The organism is Ideonella dechloratans (assembly GCF_021049305.1).
Lineage (GTDB): Bacteria > Pseudomonadota > Gammaproteobacteria > Burkholderiales > Burkholderiaceae_C > Ideonella > Ideonella dechloratans.
The window spans coordinates 518,983-540,372 of record NZ_CP088081.1; the positions used below are offsets into that span (position 1 = coordinate 518,983).

At 66.1% G+C, this 21,390-nt stretch carries 16 protein-coding genes and 1 CRISPR repeat array; of the genes, 5 read left to right on the forward strand and 11 right to left on the reverse strand.

Annotated elements, in window-relative coordinates:
- The first annotated feature begins 66 nt into the window (after positions 1–66).
- The 4 genes from lipB to LRM40_RS02445 all read left to right on the forward strand — a co-directional run bounded on the left by lipB (position 67) and on the right by LRM40_RS02445 (position 4,128).
- Entirely contained in the window at positions 67–786 is a 720-nt protein-coding gene (gene lipB / locus LRM40_RS02430; protein WP_151123754.1) for a lipoyl(octanoyl) transferase LipB, read from the forward strand.
- Between the two features lie 65 nt (positions 787–851).
- Positions 852–1,850: a lipoyl synthase gene (lipA, locus tag LRM40_RS02435; RefSeq protein ID WP_151123753.1), complete on the forward strand. Its 999-nt coding sequence runs from the start codon at positions 852–854 to the stop codon at positions 1,848–1,850.
- A 140-nt stretch (positions 1,851–1,990) separates the two neighbouring features.
- Positions 1,991–3,781 carry a hypothetical protein gene (locus tag LRM40_RS02440; RefSeq protein ID WP_231067682.1) on the forward strand — a complete coding sequence of 597 codons (1,791 nt, stop codon included), beginning with the start codon at positions 1,991–1,993 and terminating at the stop codon, positions 3,779–3,781.
- A 137-nt stretch (positions 3,782–3,918) separates the two neighbouring features.
- Positions 3,919–4,128 carry a transposase gene (locus LRM40_RS02445; RefSeq protein ID WP_151123751.1) on the forward strand — a complete coding sequence of 70 codons (210 nt, stop codon included), beginning with the start codon at positions 3,919–3,921 and terminating at the stop codon, positions 4,126–4,128.
- Positions 4,129–4,491: 363 nt separating this feature from the next.
- Here the strand turns inward: LRM40_RS02445 and LRM40_RS02450 are convergent, their stop codons facing one another.
- The 4 genes from LRM40_RS02450 to LRM40_RS02465 form a co-directional block, all read right to left on the reverse strand.
- Positions 4,492–4,659, reverse strand: coding sequence for a hypothetical protein (locus tag LRM40_RS02450; RefSeq protein ID WP_170288841.1), 168 nt, complete (start codon positions 4,657–4,659; stop codon positions 4,492–4,494).
- Between the two features lie 29 nt (positions 4,660–4,688).
- Entirely contained in the window at positions 4,689–5,051 is a 363-nt protein-coding gene (locus tag LRM40_RS02455; RefSeq protein ID WP_151123750.1) for a hypothetical protein, read from the reverse strand.
- A gap of 596 nt (positions 5,052–5,647) precedes the next feature.
- Entirely contained in the window at positions 5,648–6,217 is a 570-nt protein-coding gene (locus LRM40_RS02460; protein ID WP_231067683.1) for a HipA domain-containing protein, read from the reverse strand.
- A 413-nt stretch (positions 6,218–6,630) separates the two neighbouring features.
- Complete coding sequence (locus LRM40_RS02465; RefSeq protein WP_170288839.1) at positions 6,631–8,418, reverse strand: AAA family ATPase; 1,788 nt, start codon at positions 8,416–8,418, stop codon at positions 6,631–6,633.
- Between the two features lie 336 nt (positions 8,419–8,754).
- Between LRM40_RS02465 and LRM40_RS02470 the strand changes: the two genes are divergently transcribed.
- On the forward strand, positions 8,755–9,522 hold the full coding sequence (locus LRM40_RS02470) for a hypothetical protein (RefSeq protein WP_151123748.1): 768 nt from the start codon (positions 8,755–8,757) through the stop codon (positions 9,520–9,522).
- Positions 9,523–9,721: 199 nt separating this feature from the next.
- Positions 9,722–15,118: a CRISPR direct-repeat array (repeat unit 29 nt; unit sequence GGGTCCATCCCCGCGCGAGCGGGGCAGCC).
- Between the two features lie 55 nt (positions 15,119–15,173).
- Here the strand turns inward: LRM40_RS02470 and cas2e are convergent.
- Genes cas2e through LRM40_RS02505 form a run of 7 tightly spaced genes read right to left on the reverse strand, consistent with a single transcriptional unit; the run spans position 15,174 to position 21,324 of the window.
- A complete protein-coding gene (cas2e, locus tag LRM40_RS02475; RefSeq protein WP_211372970.1) occupies positions 15,174–15,461 on the reverse strand; it encodes a type I-E CRISPR-associated endoribonuclease Cas2e in 288 nt (95 codons plus the stop codon).
- A complete protein-coding gene (gene cas1e, locus LRM40_RS02480; RefSeq protein ID WP_151123746.1) occupies positions 15,445–16,335 on the reverse strand; it encodes a type I-E CRISPR-associated endonuclease Cas1e in 891 nt (296 codons plus the stop codon). Before cas1e ends, cas2e begins: the two co-directional genes overlap by 17 nt.
- Positions 16,336–16,348: 13 nt before the next feature.
- Positions 16,349–17,143, reverse strand: coding sequence for a type I-E CRISPR-associated protein Cas6/Cse3/CasE (locus tag LRM40_RS02485; RefSeq protein ID WP_151123745.1), 795 nt, complete (start codon positions 17,141–17,143; stop codon positions 16,349–16,351).
- Positions 17,140–17,856: a type I-E CRISPR-associated protein Cas5/CasD gene (cas5e, locus tag LRM40_RS02490; protein ID WP_151123744.1), complete on the reverse strand. Its 717-nt coding sequence runs from the start codon at positions 17,854–17,856 to the stop codon at positions 17,140–17,142. Before cas5e ends, LRM40_RS02485 begins: the two co-directional genes overlap by 4 nt.
- Positions 17,857–17,858: 2 nt before the next feature.
- Positions 17,859–19,076 (reverse strand): type I-E CRISPR-associated protein Cas7/Cse4/CasC, encoded by a 1,218-nt coding sequence (cas7e, locus tag LRM40_RS02495; RefSeq protein ID WP_151123743.1) that lies wholly within the window; start codon positions 19,074–19,076, stop codon positions 17,859–17,861.
- A gap of 60 nt (positions 19,077–19,136) precedes the next feature.
- Positions 19,137–19,703 carry a type I-E CRISPR-associated protein Cse2/CasB gene (gene casB / locus LRM40_RS02500; protein WP_151123742.1) on the reverse strand — a complete coding sequence of 189 codons (567 nt, stop codon included), beginning with the start codon at positions 19,701–19,703 and terminating at the stop codon, positions 19,137–19,139.
- Entirely contained in the window at positions 19,696–21,324 is a 1,629-nt protein-coding gene (locus tag LRM40_RS02505) for a hypothetical protein (RefSeq protein WP_151123741.1), read from the reverse strand. Before LRM40_RS02505 ends, casB begins: the two co-directional genes overlap by 8 nt.
- Between the last annotated feature and the right edge of the window lie 66 nt (positions 21,325–21,390).

Below are 21,390 nucleotides of genomic sequence, written 5' to 3' on the forward strand. Positions count from 1 at the left end.
GCAAGCTCAGGCCCGACGATAAGCCTGCCGCGGCAAGCCCTCTGCCGCTCGGGGACAATCGGGGGCATGAACCACCGCACCGTGCCCGTGGCCTCCGCGCTGTCCGGCGGGGCCCTTGTGCGCGCCTGGGGCCTGGTGCCCTATGACGAGACCTTCGCCGCGATGCAGGCCTTCACGGCCGCGCGCGGGCCTGACACCCCCGACGAGTTCTGGTGGGTGGCGCACCCGCCCGTCTTCACCCAGGGCGTGGCCGGCAAGGCCGAGCATGTGCTGGGCGCGGGCGACATCCCGGTGGTGCAGAGCAACCGCGGCGGGCAGGTGACCTACCACGGCCCCGGCCAGGTGGTGGTCTACCCGCTGGTGGACCTGCGCCGCCTGGGCATCTACGTCAAGGAATACGTCTTCCGCCTGGAGGCTGCGGTCATCCAGACGCTGGAGCGCTTCGGCGTGATCGGCTTCCGGGTGGAAAGTGCCCCGGGCATCTACGTGAACCTGGCCGACCCGCTGAACGCCGGCCTGCCCGCCGGGCCAAGGCAGGATCCTTTCGCCGGCCTGGGCAAGATCTCCGCGCTGGGCATCAAGGTGAGCAACCACTGCACGTACCACGGCGTGTCGCTCAATGTGGCGATGGACCTCGAGCCCTTCCACCGCATCAACCCCTGTGGCTATGCCGGGCTGGCCACGGTGGACCTCGCTACACTGGGCGTCCACGTCACGCCCGAGGCCGTGGCGGCCGTGCTGATCGAGCGCCTGGCCGCCCACCTGAGCCCGCCCGCGACCGCCTAGCGGCATCTTCTCCGCTTCTTCCCGCTCCTCACGCAACGCCGCCACCGCGGCAAGGCACTGACGACATGGCCACCGAGAACACCACGCACGAACACAAGACCGGCGCCGCCTACGACGCCTCGGCCAAGCAGAAGGCCGAGGCCAAGACCGCCCGCATCCCGATCAAGATCGTGCCGGCCGAGACGCTGAAGAAGCCCGACTGGATCCGCGTGAAGGCCGGCAGCCCCACGACCCGCTTCTACGAGATCAAGCAGATCCTGCGCGAGCACAAGCTGCACACCGTCTGCGAGGAAGCCTCCTGCCCCAACATCGGCGAGTGCTTCGGCCACGGCACGGCCACCTTCATGATCATGGGCGACAAGTGCACCCGGCGCTGCCCCTTCTGCGACGTGGGCCACGGCCGCCCGGACCCGCTGGACACCGAGGAGCCGGCCAACCTGGCCAAGACCATCGCCGCGCTCAAGCTCAAGTACGTGGTCATCACCAGCGTGGACCGCGACGACCTGCGCGACGGCGGCGCGGGCCATTACGTCGAGTGCATCCGCCAGGTGCGCGAACAGTCGCCCCAGACCCAGATCGAGGTGCTGGTGCCCGACTTCCGCGGCCGCCTGGACAAGGCGCTGGACATCCTCAAGACCAGCCCGCCGGACGTGATGAACCACAACCTGGAGACGGTGCCGCGCCTGTACAAGGAGGCCCGTCCCGGCGCCGACTACCAGTTCAGCCTGACCCTGCTGCAGCGCTTCAAGCAGGAAGTGCCGGGCGTGCCGACCAAGAGCGGCCTGATGGTGGGCCTGGGCGAGACCGACGAGGAGATCCTCGAGGTCATGCGCGACATGCGGGCCCACGGCATCGACATGCTGACCATCGGCCAGTACCTGGCGCCCTCGGGCCACCACCTGCCGGTGCGCCGCTACGTGCACCCGGACACCTTCAAGATGTTCGAGACCGAGGCCTACAAGATGGGCTTCACCCACGCGGCGGTGGGTGCGATGGTCCGTTCGTCGTACCACGCGGACCAACAGGCCGCCCAGGCTGGCGTGCTTGTCAATGACTCGAAGTAAATGAGAAAATAGCGAAGTAAGTAAGAAAATAGCGCACTGTAACAAGGGCAAAAGCGCGGTTTTTACCTATGAAATTGGCCTCTAGAGTGAGGCCAATTTTTTGGTGCCCTCAGGGAGTGCGGCCACGCCGATGGCCGCTGATGTCGAACGCTGGCAAGCCCCGCAGAGGGCGTGAGCACATGACAATTGAACGGTTGGCGGGCCGCGCGGAGGAATTGCGCGTGACCGCCTTTCCGCACGGGCAGCGCCTTTGGCGCGTGGCTTGGTTCGGTCCCATCCGATTCGCCGATCGGGCGCTGAAGATGAAGCAACCCTCGGTCTTGGTTCATCTGGCAGAGGTGACCGACCCCGCGGTGCGCATCAACCCGGACGCCCCGATCCCGCCCAGCGCAGCGGCGGCTCGGCAGATCAAGCGATGGGTGTCGGTGGGCACCACGGTGCTGCTGAGGATTGGCGACCTCTGGGAGGGGCAGTGGTTTTTCCACCGGCCGGCCTTGGAAGAAGAGTGCTTTGAGGGCATTGAGGTGGATGAGCCGGCGGCCGTGATCGTCAAAGCCGGTTCCAGCTTGGCAGAGGGTGGGTTCCTGATTCCGTTCGCCGAGCACCCCTGGCATTCGGAGAACACCCACTCCTATTGCTTGCGTATCACTTTGCGGGATGGCCGCTATTTGGTCATCCCGGCCATGGAACTGATCCGCTTCTACTACGGGTCGTCAGCCGATCTCCTGGCCAGTCTGTTCACGCCTCCGCTGCGGAAGAATGCTCTGTACGAGCGAGCGAGTGTGTCGCAGGTGACCCGCGTCATGACTCTGGACCTCGCGGCCGATATGCCGCGTGCCAGTGCTGAGGACATTGCACGGCTTGCGGGTGACCCCCAGGCTTGGAGCGCAGCACAGCAGGTTGGTGCTTCCTGCCTGAAGGCATCCGGCCAGCGGAAGGACATCTACCCGATCGCGCGCTTTCCGTTTACCGGGCAGACTGATCTGAAAGTGCATGGGCAGTGGCTGTCCCGCGGGCATGAGGGGAAGGCGACCTTTGTGGTTCACCGCATTGCCTCGTGCTCCCATGCCTTCCCATTCCAGAAACTGACCTTCAAGTTGAAGGGGCAGAAAACCCGTCGACGCAGGGCGCCGGACCAACCGTTGTCTGCGGTGAGTTCTGAACCCAGACACAAGGCTGCTCGGTCCGCAACACCTCAGCAGCCCAGGCTTGAGGAGCGTGACGCGTCCACCGGGCTGAAGCCTCATACCTACGGATTTCGGGGAGACAGAGTGTTCCCCGATCTGGCGCGAAAGCTGATCCGTGGCGTGAAGGCGGTGGAGTCCGGCGAACCCGTTCAGGCAGGATCCGTGGCAGCACCGGTTGAGGACTTGGCCATCGGGGCGACAGGGACATCTGCCCGGCGACGGGAGGCGCTTCTGGCGCAAATAGCTCAAGATCAGCGCAGTGCTGTTCCGGAGTTCCTCAAGCAGGTCATCGATGCCTTGTCTCAGTTGAATGGATTTGAGATCCACCTGCTGACCATTGGCCCGGAGGACGGGTGCACAGTTCCCATGACCTTGCTGCTCGACGAGGACGGCGTCATTGAGGATGCCCTCCTGATTGAAGAAGCAGGGCATAGCCGGCCGCGCCGAATGGCTGCCTTCTTGGTCTCCCGAGGCGAAGACCGACTCACCCTTATCTTCCCCGAATCAGATCCGGTGCACCCGTTGGCTTACACATGCGAACGTGGTGACGAGGATGAGGTTCACCTGACCATGTACTGGGGGGCTAAAGACTTCCTGAGGGATGTGCAAGAACAGCGTGGATCAGATATCACTATGTTGCGGGGGAAGGGCTCGGCAACAGATGAACTCTTGTTGTGGATTCGCGCGAGACTTATAAGCTGCGTGATATTTCCTTCATCCCTCACAGACCGAAAAGATGACTAGCCAGCAGGTGTTGGCACCGACGCCGGAATGAGCCGGGTGGGCGGGCTGCTGCCGGTTCCGTGGACACCCATAAGCTCTCCCACCAAGTAGACAGCTGAAACCAGAGAATGCGGCCCAACCCCTGAAGGAAGAGGCCGATGAGGAAGAGCAAGTTCACGGAGAGCCAGATCGTGGCGATCCTCAAGGAGGGCGAAGCTGGCGTGCCGGTGGCGGAGGTCTGCCGCAAGCACGGGATCAGTTCGCCGACGTACTACGCCTGGAAGAGCAAGTACGCAGGTGCGATGGTGTCCGACCTGGCGCGCATGCGCGAGCTGGAGGCCGAGAACGCCCGACTCAAGCGCATGTAAGCCGACCTGGCGCTGGAGAACGCAGCGATCAAGGATCGTGCTGACAAAAAAATTCTGACGCCGTCCGCGAAGCGGCAGGTGGTGGCGGTCATGGTGACCGAGCACCGCCTGTCGATTCAGCGAGCCTGCAGAGCCACAGGCTTGTCGCGGGCGGCGTACTACAAGGTGCCGCCGTTGCCGCAGGAGAAGGATGCCGAGGTCATCGACGCGCTCAACGGCGTCGTCGAGCGCAATGGCCGCAGGGGGTTCTGGAAGTGCTTCGACCGACTGCGCCTGGATGGCCGACCCTGGCACCGACCCGGGAGTACCTGCATAAGAAAAGCCCGCCATTGGCGGGCTTCCGGGCGTGTGGAGTCCTAGATTTCAGGAAGCGCACTGTGCCTTGGGCTGGGGGGCGTCCAAGCTTAGAGCTTGGATTTGCTCATACACAAAGTCCAACTCCGCCAGCACTTCTTGGAGCACCAAGATGCGGTCTTCCACAGTCTTGGGGGCGGACATCGCAAAAAGATCAAAGCCCTTGAGGTGGTTCATAGAAGCCTCCAGTGGTGGGTGGGATGAAATCAGTGTTGTGCTTGGCGACGCAGGCTCTCGATCGCATGATGGTAGTCTTCTGGACTTTCTGACTTGATAGCAAGCGCGGCCATCTCAACGTGATAAATCTGCTGCTTTGCGTTGATGACTTGGCGTGCAAGCGACATGTCATCAATCTTGGGGGTCAGCCCTTCCAGAAGTTGGTTGATGAGTCTCAGGGCGAAGGCGATCTCTTCCAAGCTCGGATTCATCTTGGTCGAGATTAGCTCGAAGCCAAGCTCATCGTGCTTGTCGACAACGGCCTTAGCGACCTTCATCACGTTGTCCCAAACACGTTCGATCAGGTCCTCTACATCAGCTTCCAAGCCGCTGGCTGTGATGATTCCGCTCATTCTGGCCCCCTGCTCACTCATCTTTTTTGGGAAAAGGGGACGATTATAGAACCTACTTTGGCGGGTGTCATCAACCCAACGGAACTGCATGGTTTCCCTTCGGGTGGCGCGCTCACGCATAGGGACCCGGTGCACCTTCATCCAAGATGCCCCTCGCGTCAACCGCTACACCGCGTGTCGAGAGCTTTATACCTGCACATCAATGCCTACGCTACGTCCAGAGTGTTTCCGATTCCCTTGAACGTGGGGGCTTGGCTGACTTTTTCAACACTCGGAGGCCGGTTGCCGTGGGCGAGTCGACAAAGGGGACCTCAGGTCGAGGTGTCCGAAGGCGGCAGGCAGCACATGCACGCTTCACCCTACTGTGCACGATGGGGCCGCTGCTTTTGTCACCATGACCAACTAGCTCGGAAGGCAGTGAGGAGGGCTTCCAACCGCGGAGATGATCCTGTGTCGGGTGCTACCCGAGACCCTGAAGCACATTCTGCTGACTGATCCTGGGTTCGAGGACGTTCCCTTCGTCGCGTTGCAGGACGTAAGGTGCCGTGGGCACCATGGCATACGCCGGAGCCACCAAATAGGGCTGTCCGTCCCTCCTAGGTCGGGAAGGAACGGGTGCCCCTGTGCATGTCTGTGTTGCCGATCAGCGTCCCGAAGACCCACAGAAGGTCGACTGCTGGAATGACTTCCTGTTGGACGATCCCAGCTGCCACCAGTGCTCGTGTCATCTGAGGCCAGGATCCTCCAGACCCCACGAACTCGGTGTCGAGTGTCCCGATGGAGACCAGGCATCTGCGGCCCCTGGCCCCCTCTCGATCAAAGCGTCGCACCTCCAAGAAGCGCTGGCCACCGTGGTTGATGATGGTCGAGTGGGCCGCTGGCAGCCCATGCTCTCGGAGCAACCCTAGCGCCAAATGCTCGGCAAGCAGTAAGTCTTGCCAGCGTTGACTCGCCTCGCTGTCAGTCGGGGCAGTGAACTTGCCGAGGACAAGGGTTGGCCCTTCTGGGCATTCAACATACGCCGTGAACTTCGGCTGCTCGCCGCCCAGGAGGGGGTCCTGGTGTTCGCCGCGTGCTGCGGCCGCTGCGAGTGCAACGTAGGCCTGTCCGCTGCCTTGCTGCGATGTTGTTCTACAGCAGGGTGCTTTGGCTAAGATCCGCCCCAAGCCGTTCTGGGGAGAGTGGCCCGACAGCCCTTCGTGTGATGCGTGCCATCCCGAGACCTGTCCTCTGACCCAGGTGGCTCCTCATCGCCAGACGCCCCTCGCTCGGTTCGGCACCCGGCGACGCGCCCCACGGGCTCTGGGCCCGAAGGCCGCCAGAGTCCGGATGCTCCGGCGAATCCGAGAAGACAGCAGACGCCCGGCGGTCACCCGTTGAGGCTTGGCCTGGATGACGATCCCACGCGCATCGGCATGGAAGTACACCCGCTGGCCCAGGCGGAAGGTCTCGATCTCGGGGGGAAGCGTCACCACATGCCCCTTCTTCAGGATGCTTCGGTACGATGGTGAGGTCTGGTGGGCTCGGGATCTCAAGGCAGTGGCCTTCATGGAAGTCTCCGTGGAGGTGTCCCTGGGGATCAGTGCTTCTGCAGGTGCTCGGTCCAGTGCATCACCGCCTGCTCGGTCACGGAACGCACATCGCGGGCGCTGTTGAGGCTGGCCCAGGGGATGTCCAGCTCCTCCACCTGCGGCAGGGCCCAGCGCTCGACGCCCCACTGCTTGGCGAGGTCGCCCAGTGCGCCCTCGCAGATGGCGGGGAAGTGCTCCGGCCTCGGTTGCTCTACCAGGTAGACCTGGAGGCGGCTCAGCAAGGGGGCCTCGATGGCCGAGAGACGGTTGGCTGTGGCCAGCCAGGACACCTCGGAGTAGTCGCATTCCACCTTGAGGAAGCAGTCCAGGTGCGCCCGGGCAGTCTGGGGCTCCAGCAGTCCCAGCAGATAGGACTGCGCATCCGAGTCGTTGCGGCTGCCCGCTCTGGCCTTGTCCAGCTCGTCCAGGATGACCAGGGCCGAAGCCGAGCGGCGCGTGGCCAGGAAGGTGGCCAGGGTGGAGGGACGGCCACCGCCCCAGCCGCGGGAGGTGCCATTGAGGATCTTCGCGTCATGGGCGCCGGCCAGTGACAGGTTCAGTACCGGAACCTCCATCAACTCGGCAAAGCGCAGCGCCAGGCGCGACTTGCCGCTCCCAGGGGCACCCACCAGCAGCGTCGGAGGCAGCCGCAAACTCAGGGCGCCGAGCCGGGCCCGCCCCAGCAGGGACGAGAACATCTGCCCGATGGCCCTCTCGGCCCAGGGGAACTCCTGGATCAGAGCCTGCTGCCGCTCTCGCAACACCTGGGCCGCTGGCAGCTGAGCCAACGGCAAAGCGGTTTCCAGCACCTTGTGACGTTCCACCTCTTCCTTGTCCGCGCGCTCCGAGGCGGGCCAGATCGGGTTCCGGCAGATCACCAGGCGATCTGTCCCTTCGCTCGACTGGGCTGCTTCGGCGTCCAGCGATGACCAGGGCGGCAACTGGCCGCTTTGCAGTGTCGCCTTCATCCGTCCCAACAGCCGAAGTTGCTGGTGCCGCCAAGTCTGCCCAGATTTGGGGGCGGCGCGGTTGAAATCTGGGAATCGTCGGGCGCAGGCCTTGATCAGGGTGCGCCACAGGGGCTCCCCGATCTGGGCAAAGTCCCGCGGCAGGTCATGCGCGCCCTTGCGCGCGGCAGCCAATCCACTGCCTTCCTGGCTGTAGACCAGCCGCAGCGCGAATACGGTGGCATCGAAGTCTGCAGTCAGCCAACGCCCGAAGCCTCTGTCGCCGCCGGCGATTTCGGCCAGGGCTTCCTCACACACATGGCGGGCATGTTCCAGCGCACTCTCGAGCAGCACCTTCGTGCCGTCCGGGGCGAACTTGCGCGAGGGAAAGCGGGACGGCAGTGGGTCGGCTTGAGTACCTCCTTCCGCACCAGCGAGGTACAAGGCGTGCTGGATGATGCGCAGCCGGTCCACGGGGGTGTCCGAGAAGCGCAAGACATCTTCGTACAGCATCAGGGCGATGTACTGCCCGGCTTTGCGCTCCGGGTCGGTCAGCATCTCGCTGGCGGCCTCGAGCAGGCGCTTGGCGCGCTGGGCCTGGGGGAGCTTGCCGGCATAGGCCTGGCGAAGGCACCTCGCGACGTTCTCGTAGTGGCGGGGAACCTTGGGCGCGAGCAACAGCATCAGGGTCAGGTGCCGCATGGCGTCCAGCCCCGGAACATCGACGTCGTAGCGGTTCAGGGCGGCGGTCAGAAGACTGGGGGCCTTGGACTGCGCGGTGATCCGCGGCGGCAGCCCGGGCTTGGCTGGACCTCTAGCGGTCTTGGTCTTGGGAAGTGGTGCAGACATGAGCGTCTCCGACGGTGAGGTCATGTTGCGGTTCAGGCCCCGATGGGGAGGGGCTTTCGGAGAGCAACGGGAGGGGGCTGTTCCAAGCCGTGGACCAACACCCGACGGCGCTCAGACTAAGAGTCGCCATCCCGCTGGACAAGCAAGAAATCTATGTCCCATTTGGTCTATAAGGCTCATTTGGTGAGCCTCTTCGTCGACACAATGGGGCCCAATCGAGAAGTGCGCGCGATAGGGTTGTTGCGCACCAGAAGGTGAAGCTTCTGGGCTTCTCAAGAACGATCAGAACACCATCGGCCAGCACGGCCGCTCCTTCAACTCAGGGATCAGACACAAATGAACGAAGCAGACGCAGCACTGACACCCACCAAACCGACAGAAACTCTGGCCAGGCAGTCGACGCGGGCGACGAGGTCAATCTCTTGGTCGGCGCTGGCCAAGGCGGGCGCCGCCGCTCTTGGTGCGACGGCCACGGCCTTCAATTTCATTGGTCAAGAGGCCTATGCACGCTATCTCGGCCACTGGGGATTCGACGATGGCATGCTGCCGTTGGACACCAGCAACCGTGTGCATTACGGCTACCTTGCCGTCCTCGAGAGCATTCACTCTCTGCTGAACGGTCCGGTGGGTGCAATGATCCTGTTGACCATCTTTATCATGCTTGGCATCCAGATCTGGATTACCTCCTCCATGGAGAAGAATCCACCTAGCGACACCAAGGTCGGCAAATGGTTGAGGCGCAACGCTGATCGCCTGCCCCGATCGCTCAAGGGCCTTTTCGCATCCTTCGGCATTTCCGGGGTGATTGCGATCCTCCTGTACTACGTGGTGTTGGCCGCCTTCATCGGGCTCGCCGTGGCTCCCTTCATCGGTGAACACGCCGCCGCCAAATGGGCTGAGAAGAAGGAAAGCGATATCCAAATGGGTTGCGAGCGTGGTGACCAGCACGGCGTCTGCACGGAACTCACACGCGGCGGCGAGGTGATCGGGGCCGGGCTCATCATCGCGAGCTCGACGACGCGCGTTGCCTACTTTGATATCACCGCTAAACATGGTCGGCTGATCAAGTTCGAGGATGGCGAACTGATTGGGTGGATGCCGTGAAAATAGTGAATTGCCCTGGCTTTGGGCGGCCCCTAGACGTTTTCTCCTGAAGTCCGCTAGCTGTCAGCTCCCGGGTGATCAATTGCCCGGGAGCTGACACTTACGCTGGTTCAGTGGCCGCGTCAGAGATATGCGGTTGAGGTTGTCGACATACTGTTCACTGTATGTGGTGCCGTCACCGTCAGGTGACTTGGTGGACGAGTCCATCCCCGCGCGAGCGGGGCAGCCGGTTCTGGAACGGCCACGTACTCACACTCGCCGGGTCCATCCCCGCGAGAGCGGGGCAGCCAGGAGCGAGCTGGGCGCGAGGTAGGACAGCGCGGGTCCATCCCCGCGCGAGCGGGGCAGCCCGGCATTGAACGTGGAGGCGGCGCCTGCAATAGGGTCCATCCCCGCGCGAGCGGGGCAGCCCGGCCACTGCGCCGAACACCAGGTCGGCATCGGGGTCCATCCCCGCGCGAGCGGGGCAGCCGCTGCGCCGCGAGGTCATCACCAAGATCCGCAAGGTCCATCCCCGCGCGAGCGGGGCAGCCTGGTGCAAATGGAGAGATTGGTGGCCTAGCTTGGGTCCATCCCCGCGCGAGCGGGGCAGCCGGGTTCGTGTCGCGGAAGAATACCGATCCGCCGGGTCCATCCCCGCGCGAGCGGGGGAGCCGAGGCGCTTGGCGCCGATGCCTTCGCTACGTGGGGTCCATCCCCGCGCGAGCGGGGCAGCCCGTGCCACGCCGTCGTGCCAGACGGTCAGCAGGGGTCCATCCCCGCGCGAGCGGGGCAGCCCTGGCCTGGCCGCTGCCGTAGAGGCCGGTGCCGGGTCCATCCCCGCGCGAGCGGGGCAGCCATGGACATCGCCCTTCCGCCGGACCCTGAGCTGGGTCCATCCCCGCGCGAGCGGGGCAGCCATGCGGTCCAGCGCCTGCTGCCTCAGGATGGCGGGTCCATCCCCGCGCGAGCGGGGCAGCCGCTTCCTGAGCCGGCGCCTCCCAGCGGCTCTGGGGTCCATCCCCGCGCGAGCGGGGCAGCCTGATTCGCGCCATCCAGACCGCGGACGTCGGCGGGTCCATCCCCGCGCGAGCGGGGCAGCCGTGGGCCTGGGCCAGATCACCCGAACCTCGCGGGGTCCATCCCCGCGCGAGCGGGGCAGCCACGTCCTGGATGTCCTCCAGCAGGTGCTGCAGGGGTCCATCCCCGCGCGAGCGGGGCAGCCTACAGCTGGCTGCCCAGGCCGGTGCCGTAGGGGGGTCCATCCCCGCGCGAGCGGGGCAGCCGGGCTTGGGTCTGCATCGATGATCTCCATATCGGGTCCATCCCCGCGCGAGCGGGGCAGCCGCAGTAATGGGTGACATGATGATCCTTGGCTGGGGTCCATCCCCGCGCGAGCGGGGCAGCCTGAGCCGCACGGACGGCCTGCCGATGCCACTGGGGTCCATCCCCGCGCGAGCGGGGCAGCCACGGGGTTGGGTGTCACCTCGGCGCTGAGCGAGGGTCCATCCCCGCGCGAGCGGGGCAGCCCCGGCCGTGTAGGCCGTCCCAACACCAAGCAGGGGTCCATCCCCGCGCGAGCGGGGCAGCCACGATGCTCTACGCCAGCGCTTTCCTCTTGTCGGGTCCATCCCCGCGCGAGCGGGGCAGCCGTGTTGGGTGGTGCCACGGTGCCGGAGCACTGGGGTCCATCCCCGCGCGAGCGGGGCAGCCGCCACGTTGGAGATGCTGATGCAGAGCCACTACGGTCCATCCCCGCGCGAGCGGGGCAGCCCGCGTGCACCAGGTCATTGATGCCGTCGGTCAGGGTCCATCCCCGCGCGAGCGGGGCAGCCGCATGGCCGGCCTGCAGCAGCTCGGTGGTGACGGGTCCATCCCCGCGCGAGCGGGGCAGCCTTGACAGCAAAGGACCCGAGGTCAGTCCGCAGGGGTCCATCCCCGCGCGAGCGGGGCAGCCAGCGCCACCGGCAAGCCGGACACCTGCGAGAAGGGTCCATCCCCGCGCGAGCGGGGCAGCCGCACGCTACCGCACCCACGGCCCGAACCGCTGGGGTCCATCCCCGCGCGAGCGGGGCAGCCCTGGAAGGTTTCGATCTGGTCGATGGTCCAGGAGGTCCATCCCCGCGCGAGCGGGGCAGCCTGGATGTCACTCACCGTTGCGTCCGGGGCTCAGGGTCCATCCCCGCGCGAGCGGGGCAGCCGGCAGTAGACCCTAGATTTGTTGATGTGACGACGGTCCATCCCCGCGCGAGCGGGGCAGCCTCATCGAAGACCACATGAAGCCGAACATGCAGGGGTCCATCCCCGCGCGAGCGGGGCAGCCCTGCCCAGCTTGCCGGGCCTCTTGATCAACGAGGGTCCATCCCCGCGCGAGCGGGGCAGCCGCGATGGCTGGAGACAACGGCGACGGCGTGCTGGGTCCATCCCCGCGCGAGCGGGGCAGCCGTCAACGAGCAATGGCGGCAGCGGCTGGAGCAGGGTCCATCCCCGCGCGAGCGGGGCAGCCTTCGGCGTCCAGTGCTCGGCCAATGGGCACCAGGGTCCATCCCCGCGCGAGCGGGGCAGCCGGACTGGACGGAAAGCATTTGCACGCCAATGGGGGTCCATCCCCGCGCGAGCGGGGCAGCCTAGTCAAAGGCGAGGGAGAGATTGGCGACGGTGGGTCCATCCCCGCGCGAGCGGGGCAGCCCTCGAAGCGGCGCACAACGCCCGCATGGGCCAGGGTCCATCCCCGCGCGAGCGGGGCAGCCCTGAAAGCAATGCGGCTCAACCGTGACCGCGAGGGTCCATCCCCGCGCGAGCGGGGCAGCCAAGACGCGCACGGCGGCCTACATCGTCAGCCGGGGTCCATCCCCGCGCGAGCGGGGCAGCCCAAATCATGAGCAAGCAAGCCACCGTCGCCCTGGGTCCATCCCCGCGCGAGCGGGGCAGCCGTGCCGTAGTAGGCCCAGGCGATGGCGTCCAGGGGTCCATCCCCGCGCGAGCGGGGCAGCCCAGCAGCGCATCCGCGACGCCAAGCTGGCCGAGGGTCCATCCCCGCGCGAGCGGGGCAGCCCTGGGTGATGTGTTTGGCCCGGCCAGCACCACGGGTCCATCCCCGCGCGAGCGGGGCAGCCCCCTGGTTGTTGCGGCTGCACTGCAGGCGCCGGGGTCCATCCCCGCGCGAGCGGGGCAGCCGGTCCTCAGGCGATGCGCCAGATGCGGGCCTGGGGTCCATCCCCGCGCGAGCGGGGCAGCCCAGGGCGTGCCCGACTTCGAGGCATACCCTCAGGGTCCATCCCCGCGCGAGCGGGGCAGCCGTCGCGCAGGCGGCGCAGCACCACGGCGGGCGGGGTCCATCCCCGCGCGAGCGGGGCAGCCTACTCGAGGAAGGCCGTGCTGTCGTCGGCCGGGGGTCCATCCCCGCGCGAGCGGGGCAGCCGGTGCGGCAAAGGACTATGCGGGGATCATGCAGGGTCCATCCCCGCGCGAGCGGGGCAGCCCAGACCTTCGCGACCTCCTGAGCCTGGCGGTACGGTCCATCCCCGCGCGAGCGGGGCAGCCGCCATGTGGTTCTCCACGGGCGAGATCATCCGGGGTCCATCCCCGCGCGAGCGGGGCAGCCTCGTCGGGCTACCGGGAGGCGGTCATCCCGATGGGTCCATCCCCGCGCGAGCGGGGCAGCCTACATCGGCTACAACAAGGACATGGCCATCGAGGGTCCATCCCCGCGCGAGCGGGGCAGCCGACTGCATCCCATCGCAGTCCGGTGGCGCCTACGGTCCATCCCCGCGCGAGCGGGGCAGCCGGTGTCTCCGACCTCACGCCGCTCTACCGGGTGGGTCCATCCCCGCGCGAGCGGGGCAGCCACCAATGTGCAGACAGCCTACATGGCCGGCCGGGGTCCATCCCCGCGCGAGCGGGGCAGCCGCGTGGTGGAGCGCTATGGCAGCGGCTGGGAGGGGTCCATCCCCGCGCGAGCGGGGCAGCCCACACCGGGCCCGACGTGAAGCCCAATCAGCAGGGTCCATCCCCGCGCGAGCGGGGCAGCCAGGTGGATGGTGCTGGTGAGCAGCGCGGCCACGGGTCCATCCCCGCGCGAGCGGGGCAGCCCCCAGCGGCTGGCCCAGGAGCTGAAAAACGCCGGGTCCATCCCCGCGCGAGCGGGGCAGCCCTGGTGGTCTCGGGCTTGAAGAGGATGACCGAGGGTCCATCCCCGCGCGAGCGGGGCAGCCCAGGGGTACAAGGCCATCGGCCAGAGCGCAGAGGGTCCATCCCCGCGCGAGCGGGGCAGCCCAGGTGTGCGTCGGCCATCAGGGCGCGGTGCACGGTCCATCCCCGCGCGAGCGGGGCAGCCTTCTTGCTAGGGTTGCCCCGCAGCATGTGCACGGGTCCATCCCCGCGCGAGCGGGGCAGCCTTGATCTGGCGAGTGCACCAGCGAAGGGTGTTGGGTCCATCCCCGCGCGAGCGGGGCAGCCGGCTCCATTGCACCCGAAGTGTCCAATTTGCCGGGTCCATCCCCGCGCGAGCGGGGCAGCCGGCGGCATCTTCACGGTGGCCGGCGCGGTGCAGGGTCCATCCCCGCGCGAGCGGGGCAGCCAGGATGGTCACGTCGATGTCGGTCTGTGCCTGGGGTCCATCCCCGCGCGAGCGGGGCAGCCCAGCTCCGACCCCCCACTTGCCAATCAGCGGAGGGTCCATCCCCGCGCGAGCGGGGCAGCCGGCGCCTCGCTGGGCGTCGAGGACGGCAAGGAGGGTCCATCCCCGCGCGAGCGGGGCAGCCCTGCTGAGCTACGGCTTCGTGGTGGCCCTGGCGGGTCCATCCCCGCGCGAGCGGGGCAGCCCTGTTCGCCTCTGAAACCGTCAACGCGCTCTGGGGTCCATCCCCGCGCGAGCGGGGCAGCCTTCCCATGCTCGGCGCTGCAGCGCCGAGTCCTGGGTCCATCCCCGCGCGAGCGGGGCAGCCGTCGGCCACCGCGGTGTTGGCTATACCCTTGGCGGTCCATCCCCGCGCGAGCGGGGCAGCCGCGACTGCATGAGCATTTCCAGCGTGGCGCGCGGGTCCATCCCCGCGCGAGCGGGGCAGCCTTGCCACCGGCCTGGCGGCGGGCGTCCTGGAAGGGTCCATCCCCGCGCGAGCGGGGCAGCCCTGCGGTGTTCCCCACCCCAGGTCGCGCATCAGGGTCCATCCCCGCGCGAGCGGGGCAGCCCCCGGCACGCTGGCAGACCGTGTGTGCGCCTGGGGTCCATCCCCGCGCGAGCGGGGCAGCCGCAGGCAGCCGCGGTCGCTCCTCAGTCGGATGGGGTCCATCCCCGCGCGAGCGGGGCAGCCCGGTCTTGGTAGCCATTTCGCTTCCTTGTGGGGGGTCCATCCCCGCGCGAGCGGGGCAGCCCTGAATGCCGTCCAGGCCGGCGACGGCGATTCGGGTCCATCCCCGCGCGAGCGGGGCAGCCTGGCGCACCTTTGTAGTTGCCGCCGGCTCGTTGGGTCCATCCCCGCGCGAGCGGGGCAGCCGCGGTGGCCAGCAAAGGCGTGACGCTGGACTTGGGTCCATCCCCGCGCGAGCGGGGCAGCCGTCAGTGGTACGCTGCCCTCGGTGAACAGCCAGGGTCCATCCCCGCGCGAGCGGGGCAGCCTCTAAAAGGCAAACTATTGTGCCAAAACAGATTTTTAAGGAGCCAGCCGGGGGAGTTAAGGGTTAACCCTCTTGGTTAACAAGGTGCCGTCCAATCGAACAATCTCGCGCGTGGGAGTACCCACTGACTGCACGATCAATCCACCGTCAGCTTTGCGATCGGGGTACACCAATGTGATGGAGCCATTGCCCAGTTGGGCATGCCAGTCACTCACAACCGACCAGATCTGTTCTCGGGCGCGCGTGCTCAGATGCGGGCTGGCGTACACACCCGGGGCCAACTCCAACATGGCCGACGACAGGAAGCCGCGATAGCGATCTTCCACGTCACGAGTGATCAGCATGGTCAGTGCCATCGTCTTTCACGCCGAACAGGCTCTTGATGTCGTCAATCATTTTGGGCACCAAGCCGATGCGGCGGAACTCGCGGGCGGCACTTTGCCGCACCAGGCGATCGACGGTGTCGTCAGCACCTTGTTCCATGCGCTTGGCGGCGGCAAAGGCCAGGCGCAGGGTGACGGATTCGCGGTACAGGTCGGCGATATCCAGCACAAAGGACTGGTCAGAGTCTTCGTGGATGAAACCCAACTGCGGCAGGGCCGATAGCGCGGCTACGGCAACGCCCGCAGCGGAGCGCACGGCGGTCGCGGCATGGTTGATGGCCTGGTTGGCCAAGTCGGCGGCGTCGGGATTGCTTCGACTGTAGTCGCGGCGCTTCCAGCTCAAGCCGAACGATTGGGCCAGCAGCTTGTAGCTCTCCTTGACCCGAGCGCCTTCGATGCCTCGCAATACCTCGATGGCGGTGTGGGGAAGTACCTCGCCCAGGCGGCGTGCGTACATCTTGCGGGCGATGGCGATGCGTTGCTTGTCGTCAGCCCACGCGCGTGCCTGGGCTCGCGCAAGGTCAGAGCGATCCGGGCCGAGTGCAGGCGCTGTATACAGGCGCGTGGCATCGGTGCCGACTGCGACCAGAGACGTCCCATGCCGAGCCAGGATGCGCAGCACGTCGTGGCTCAGACTGGTGCCGGGTCCGATGAGTAGTGCCGACAAAGTCTGGTGGGGCAACTGGTAGTCGCCGGCCGGCAGTGCGCCACCACCGCTGTTGAAGTGCAGACACCCATCCACCACGGTCAACACACCACGGTCCAGGTACATCAGCCCGTGGCGATCGGCGTGGGCGATCTGAACGCGCTCCAGCCCGAGGCGGCCTTTCAGCATGGTGAACCTGCCTTCAGGTCCAGGCGCCGGGTGGGGCCAGTAGCAGGCAGCCGTAGCCGAAGCTGCGGTGGCGGCCCAGACCCCTGGCAAGCAAGGCTGTGAAGGCCCGCGGGTCCTGAACCTCCAATTGGCCGCGCACAGTCAGATCTGGCAGCAAGCCGCCATGGGTTCTCCGTCGCTCCCGCTGTGGATCGGCAGCGAAGGTGCGGCGAGCAATAGACGACAGTGAGAAAGTCACCGCGTGGTGGCTCAAAAGCTGCGCTGCGCCTTCACGTGCCAGTTCACGGGCCAACCATCGACCATGGGCCAACTCACGGTTGCCAAGCGCATCGCCAGCAAAGGCCGAATTGAATGCCGCGTCGATTTCAGGGTAGCCGCCGCCCTGAGCGGAGCGGCTGCGCACCACGGGCGCGACACGGGTCTCGAAGCTCAGCCGCTGTCCTGGAGTCCAAGTCGTGGGCATGGGCTTGACGACCACCTGCGCGGTGTCATCCGCGCCCAATGCCTGGGCCGCCAGCGGATCGGTGAGAGAGGCTGAGGCCAGCGTCTCGCGCAGCGTCGACTCATCGGCCTGGCAGTACCCGATCAGTTGCTGGCTGCCTGGACGCTCCAACAGGGCAAAGGGTTTGGGCGCGTGTTCGCCGAGGGTGGCGCGCAGGGCTGCGTGCAAGGCGTAGCCGGGGTCCTCACGCAGTGCGCGCTGCCCAGTTGCTGTGGCCCACCGCGTCAGCGCGGCCAAGTCGGGAAGCAGCCGTAGCAACAGCAGTGGCGGTTGGGTTTCGGGCGATTGGCAGGCACGCGTGGTCATGGCGTTACCTTTCGTACGCGCTCGAACACCTGTTGGCGTCCGGCGTGCACGTCCAAGCTGAAGCGGCGCTCATCACTGGTCTGATGCACACGGTGTTGGGGCATGACCTCGGCAGCGCCGACGTTGAAGTACACCGCTGCGGCCGATGGCACCTCGCCGTCAGGGATGGCGGGGGCTTGGTCCAGTGCTTCGACGGCGTCAGCAGCCTCCAAGATGCCCCGACTGATTCGGGTGGCGGGCAAGCAGCCCTTGCGACCCAGGAACAGCGGGCGCTTGGGGGTGTCCAGCGCTGCCGCCAGGTCGGCCAGAGTGGGCGGCTCTGTCTCTGGCTCAAGCCTCAGTGCAACCAGCACCGAGGCATCGGCCCGGTAGTCGCGGTAGCGAAGGTGCGGTGAGTTATAGGCGGCATCGCCGCCGCCGCGGGTCTCGACCACACCGCGGGTCGTCCATCCGCGATCGTCCTTGCCCAGTTGCGCGGTCTGGAAGTCGTTGAGCAAAGTGCCAGGTCGGTCAATGCGTGCGGCCCAGCGAATGCGAGCCTGCAACCGGTCCAGCGCCACGTTGTCACTGCGCTCCCAGCCCAGGGCATTGGCCAGCAGGCCAGTCAGCATCGATACCGCAGGCCAAGCTTGCACCGGTCGGCGATGGTCCACTGCCGTGGTCCCGAAGGACATCAGCGGCGCCTCCAGGCGCAGCAGCAGGTGGGCCGGCATGTTCAGGCCGCCTCGATCTGCTGGCGCAGGCTGCCGCACAGGGCCGCCAAGCCCACACTCTCCACACCATCCAATGCCGGTGGTGTGACGCTGAGTTGCCGGCGCTGGGTGTGCACGCCATAGGCACGATCCAGATTGGCCAAGTGGTCCTGCAAAGCCAGTACCGATCGGCCGAACACATCGCCCTTGGGCTGAACGGCATTTCGGAAGGCGTTGGCCAGAGTGCGGGGCTGGTCGTCGCCCACTTCCACCAACATGAACTCGGCATGCGCGTAGGGCGCGGTGCTCCCCTTCTTGGCACCGGGCGAGGTGCGGGCGATCAGTTGCACGAGGCGTTCAACCACCTGACCTGCCAGCACCGCGTCGTTCCCCAGATTGCTCACCAGCAGGGCCACATCGATCGCTACGTAGCTGTAGAACAAGCCGCTGGTCAACTCGATGTCGAAGATGCCTGCCGAGCCGGCCTCGCCTTCTTCGCTCTGCTGCCGAAGATCGTCTACGGCGGTGACGTAGTCCAACTCCTGCTCCAGTGCATGCACGGTGAACGCATGGGCCACATGCACCGGTGCGTCCACATTGGCGCGAGGATCGGATGTCACCATGCGCCCGAACAGGGCTGATTCCAGGCCGGCCGAGCCGCTGGTGTTGGCAGATAGAGCGCGCAGGTTGTCCTTCAGCGGGTCAAGCCGCTCCTTGAGGTTGTCTTCCACTGTCTTCAAGGCCTTCTTGTCGGGCGCCTTGTCGACCGAGGCCAGCAGTGCTGCATCAGCCGCCAGCATTTCGGCCAGGTCACGGGCCACGCCTTGCAGGTATGCGGTTTCAGGGTGGCCAAAGAACAGTGCCTGGCGAGCCTTGGGGTCCGCGCCATTCTTTCCGTACAGGGCTACGTTGAGCATCTCGGTCAACTTGGTCAGCACTGTCTCGTGCAGCACCGGCAGTCCCTCCAGGGCTGTTGGCAGCAGTGCGTGCTTGACCAGGTCTTTGCTGCGATCGCCCATGGGAATGTTCAGGCCCTGCAGGGCATGGGGCACCTTGGCGGCGGATGCGTGGTCTGCCATGCCGGCGAAGCGCCAGCGACGCTTCAGGGCTTGCGATGAGACGCGGGTGCGCACCGTGCCGCCAAAGGGCAGACGTTTGGCCAATCCAGCGTCGTCGCGGTTGAGCAAGGTGCCCGGATAACTGGCAAGACTGTGGATTTGAATGAAACGCGGATGTGGCATGTTCTCTCCTCCCCCTGGGAATATGTAGTCTGTTGGCGAGTCGTATGGCAGGGCCAAAGGTCAGGCTTCTTGCGCAACGCCGCGCAGGGCGTCCGCCTCGGCCAAGCCTTGTGCCCCGATGAAGTGCCGTACCAAGCGCTGACGGGCTTCGTCTGCCCTGGCTTCGCGTTGTGGGTCGTCGCAACTCGTGCCCAGCAACAGATCGACAAGCGGCCTCCAGTTGACTGTCGCACCTGCTGCAGCCAAGCGTCGGGCGATGCGGGGCATGAGGCTGAACAGCAGTGGCTTGTCCGCTTCGATCAGTTGCTCCAGCCGTGCTTCGCTGAAATGAAGGCCATGCAGCACCTTGCCCGGTTCGGCATCGGTGCGCGGATCGTGCCGGCCCTGTACCAGTGCCAGACAGTGCAGGACAAGGGCCCAGCGTTCGCGATCGGCCCCTAGGGCCGTGATGCCGGCGGACTGGAGCATGCGCTCGCGCTCGAACAGGGCGGCGCGTGGGTAGGTCAACGGGTCCAGGCGCCGCAGCCGGGCCAGGGTGCCGGGGCTGGCGTGGCGCACTTGGCCGGCCAGAGATGCCACAGGATCCTTCGATGCAACGGATTCGTCGTGGGTGGTCAGGTCAGCCATGGGCGGGCTCCTCGTTCTGATTGGTCACGGGGGGAATGCCATCGAACGGCGTGGTTCCGGTTGGCGCCAGGAAGGTGCCGAACTGCTTGCGCAGGCTCAGCTCCATCAGGCGTTGCGCTCGGGCAAGCGCGAAATGGCGCGAACCCTGTCGGGTGGGCAAGGCCTCGCTGGCCAATGTCAGATGTTCCCAGCAGGCCTTGGCAAGCCAGCTCACCCATTGACGTTGAGCGTCAATGTCGCCTTGACGAGCCTCGATGGTGGCGAACAGTTGTTCGAAGAACACCTCGTCGACCGCGGCCTCGAAGCGACTTAGCCAGGGCTCGACCGCGCGGGTGAAGTCGCGGTTCTTCCAGTCCACCTTGTCACCGCCGTCCATGAACTGCAACAAGGCGCTGCGCAGCACCTTGCCCGCAGCAAGGCCAGCCAAGCTCACAAACAACTGGGAGCGCTGTGCCAGCACGGCTGGCGCCGAATGCCACTGCGAAAGCACGGGGGCCGGCATGGGCAACTCACGCGATAGCCAGCCGTCGGTGCCACCATCGCCGCTGACCAACACTTGGGCGATGAAAACCCCCGGCTGGCTAGCGTTGTATTCGCGGTCGGATGGCTTGGCCAGCACAGGCAATTCCACCTTGCTGCGATCGAATACCAGCTCTTGAAGCTTGCGGTAACTCAGGCTGTGGGCTTGTGCAGTCAGGGCCTTGGGCTCGTCGCCGGTCAACACAGGTACCCAAGGATCAAGCACCACGCCGCGTTGCTCCTTGGCCGCTACGCGCATGGCATTGCTGCTGGCCCGACGCAGCAGGAGCAGGCCTTGGTGGCGCACGAGGCGCACACGGCGGCAGACTTCCAACGCATAAGGGTGGACCGAGCCAAGAGGCAGCGAGCCTTCGTCCCAAAGGGGCAACCAGAGTAGACGATGTTCTGCAGCTGCGCCGTCGCGGTGGGCTTCTCGAAATTGCTCGGACAGCCCCTCGCGATCGTCAAGCAGTGCTGCCAGATCGCGCAAAAACTCGGCTCCGCTGCCGCGCAGGTAGGCCAGCCGGAACTGTGGACGGGAGCTGAAGCCGCCGTTCATTCTCATGGACCCGTAATTCCCGGCGCCCAGGAACGATGACCAGCCTTGCAATGCAATCAGGGCGTAGACCAGCGTGTCCAGTTCGCGCTCGTCCAATGGCAGCTTGCCGGTCTTCTCGTCATGGTGGCGGGCCGTGACCAATAGGTCGATGTCCTGCGCTGCATCGGCACTGCGCTTGAAGTCCACCTCTCGCCCTGGACTGCACGGTGGCTGAAGAAATGCCGGCTTCTGCCAGTCTGTGTTGACCAGGTGCCAAGGGCCATCATCAGGGTGATCGGGCGTCAGATTGCGCAGCAGATCCACCCAGGCTTCAGGCGTGGTCGGGGGCCTTGGGTCGTCCTGTAGCTCCAGGGTCAGGTAGGCCAGCTGCACCAGAAACGCATGCCATGGTGCCTGCTGGTGGGGGCGCAGTGCGGGGAAGGTCAGCGCATCCGCTGCAGAGAGTCGTGCCAGCACCTGCGGCAAAGACAAACGTATCGCCGCTGGGCTGGAATCCAGGGTGACGCGGAACAGCGGCGCGCTGAGTAGCGAGTGTTCAAGCATGGCCATCCTCCTCCCTTGTCCCCGCTTGCGCGGGGCTTGGTATTGACCGGTAACGCCTAGCTGGGG

What these genes read in the sequence shown, in the direction of transcription:
- LRM40_RS02485 (WP_151123745.1), bottom strand. Translation starts at nt 17,143, where the DNA reads ATGACCACGCGTGCCTGCCAATCGCCCGAAACCCAACCGCCACTGCTG.
- LRM40_RS02465 (WP_170288839.1), bottom strand. Translation starts at nt 8,418, where the DNA reads ATGTCTGCACCACTTCCCAAGACCAAGACCGCTAGAGGTCCAGCCAAG.
- LRM40_RS02440 (WP_231067682.1), top strand. Translation starts at nt 1,991, where the DNA reads ATGTCGAACGCTGGCAAGCCCCGCAGAGGGCGTGAGCACATGACAATT.
- LRM40_RS02505 (WP_151123741.1), bottom strand. Translation starts at nt 21,324, where the DNA reads ATGCTTGAACACTCGCTACTCAGCGCGCCGCTGTTCCGCGTCACCCTG.
- LRM40_RS02450 (WP_170288841.1), bottom strand. Translation starts at nt 4,659, where the DNA reads ATGAACCACCTCAAGGGCTTTGATCTTTTTGCGATGTCCGCCCCCAAG.
- cas1e (WP_151123746.1), bottom strand. Translation starts at nt 16,335, where the DNA reads ATGCTGAAAGGCCGCCTCGGGCTGGAGCGCGTTCAGATCGCCCACGCC.
- LRM40_RS02470 (WP_151123748.1), top strand. Translation starts at nt 8,755, where the DNA reads ATGAACGAAGCAGACGCAGCACTGACACCCACCAAACCGACAGAAACT.
- lipB (WP_151123754.1), top strand. Translation starts at nt 67, where the DNA reads ATGAACCACCGCACCGTGCCCGTGGCCTCCGCGCTGTCCGGCGGGGCC.
- LRM40_RS02445 (WP_151123751.1), top strand. Translation starts at nt 3,919, where the DNA reads ATGAGGAAGAGCAAGTTCACGGAGAGCCAGATCGTGGCGATCCTCAAG.
- cas5e (WP_151123744.1), bottom strand. Translation starts at nt 17,856, where the DNA reads ATGCCGGCCCACCTGCTGCTGCGCCTGGAGGCGCCGCTGATGTCCTTC.
- cas2e (WP_211372970.1), bottom strand. Translation starts at nt 15,461, where the DNA reads ATGCTGATCACTCGTGACGTGGAAGATCGCTATCGCGGCTTCCTGTCG.
- cas7e (WP_151123743.1), bottom strand. Translation starts at nt 19,076, where the DNA reads ATGCCACATCCGCGTTTCATTCAAATCCACAGTCTTGCCAGTTATCCG.
- casB (WP_151123742.1), bottom strand. Translation starts at nt 19,703, where the DNA reads ATGGCTGACCTGACCACCCACGACGAATCCGTTGCATCGAAGGATCCT.
- lipA (WP_151123753.1), top strand. Translation starts at nt 852, where the DNA reads ATGGCCACCGAGAACACCACGCACGAACACAAGACCGGCGCCGCCTAC.
- LRM40_RS02455 (WP_151123750.1), bottom strand. Translation starts at nt 5,051, where the DNA reads ATGAGCGGAATCATCACAGCCAGCGGCTTGGAAGCTGATGTAGAGGAC.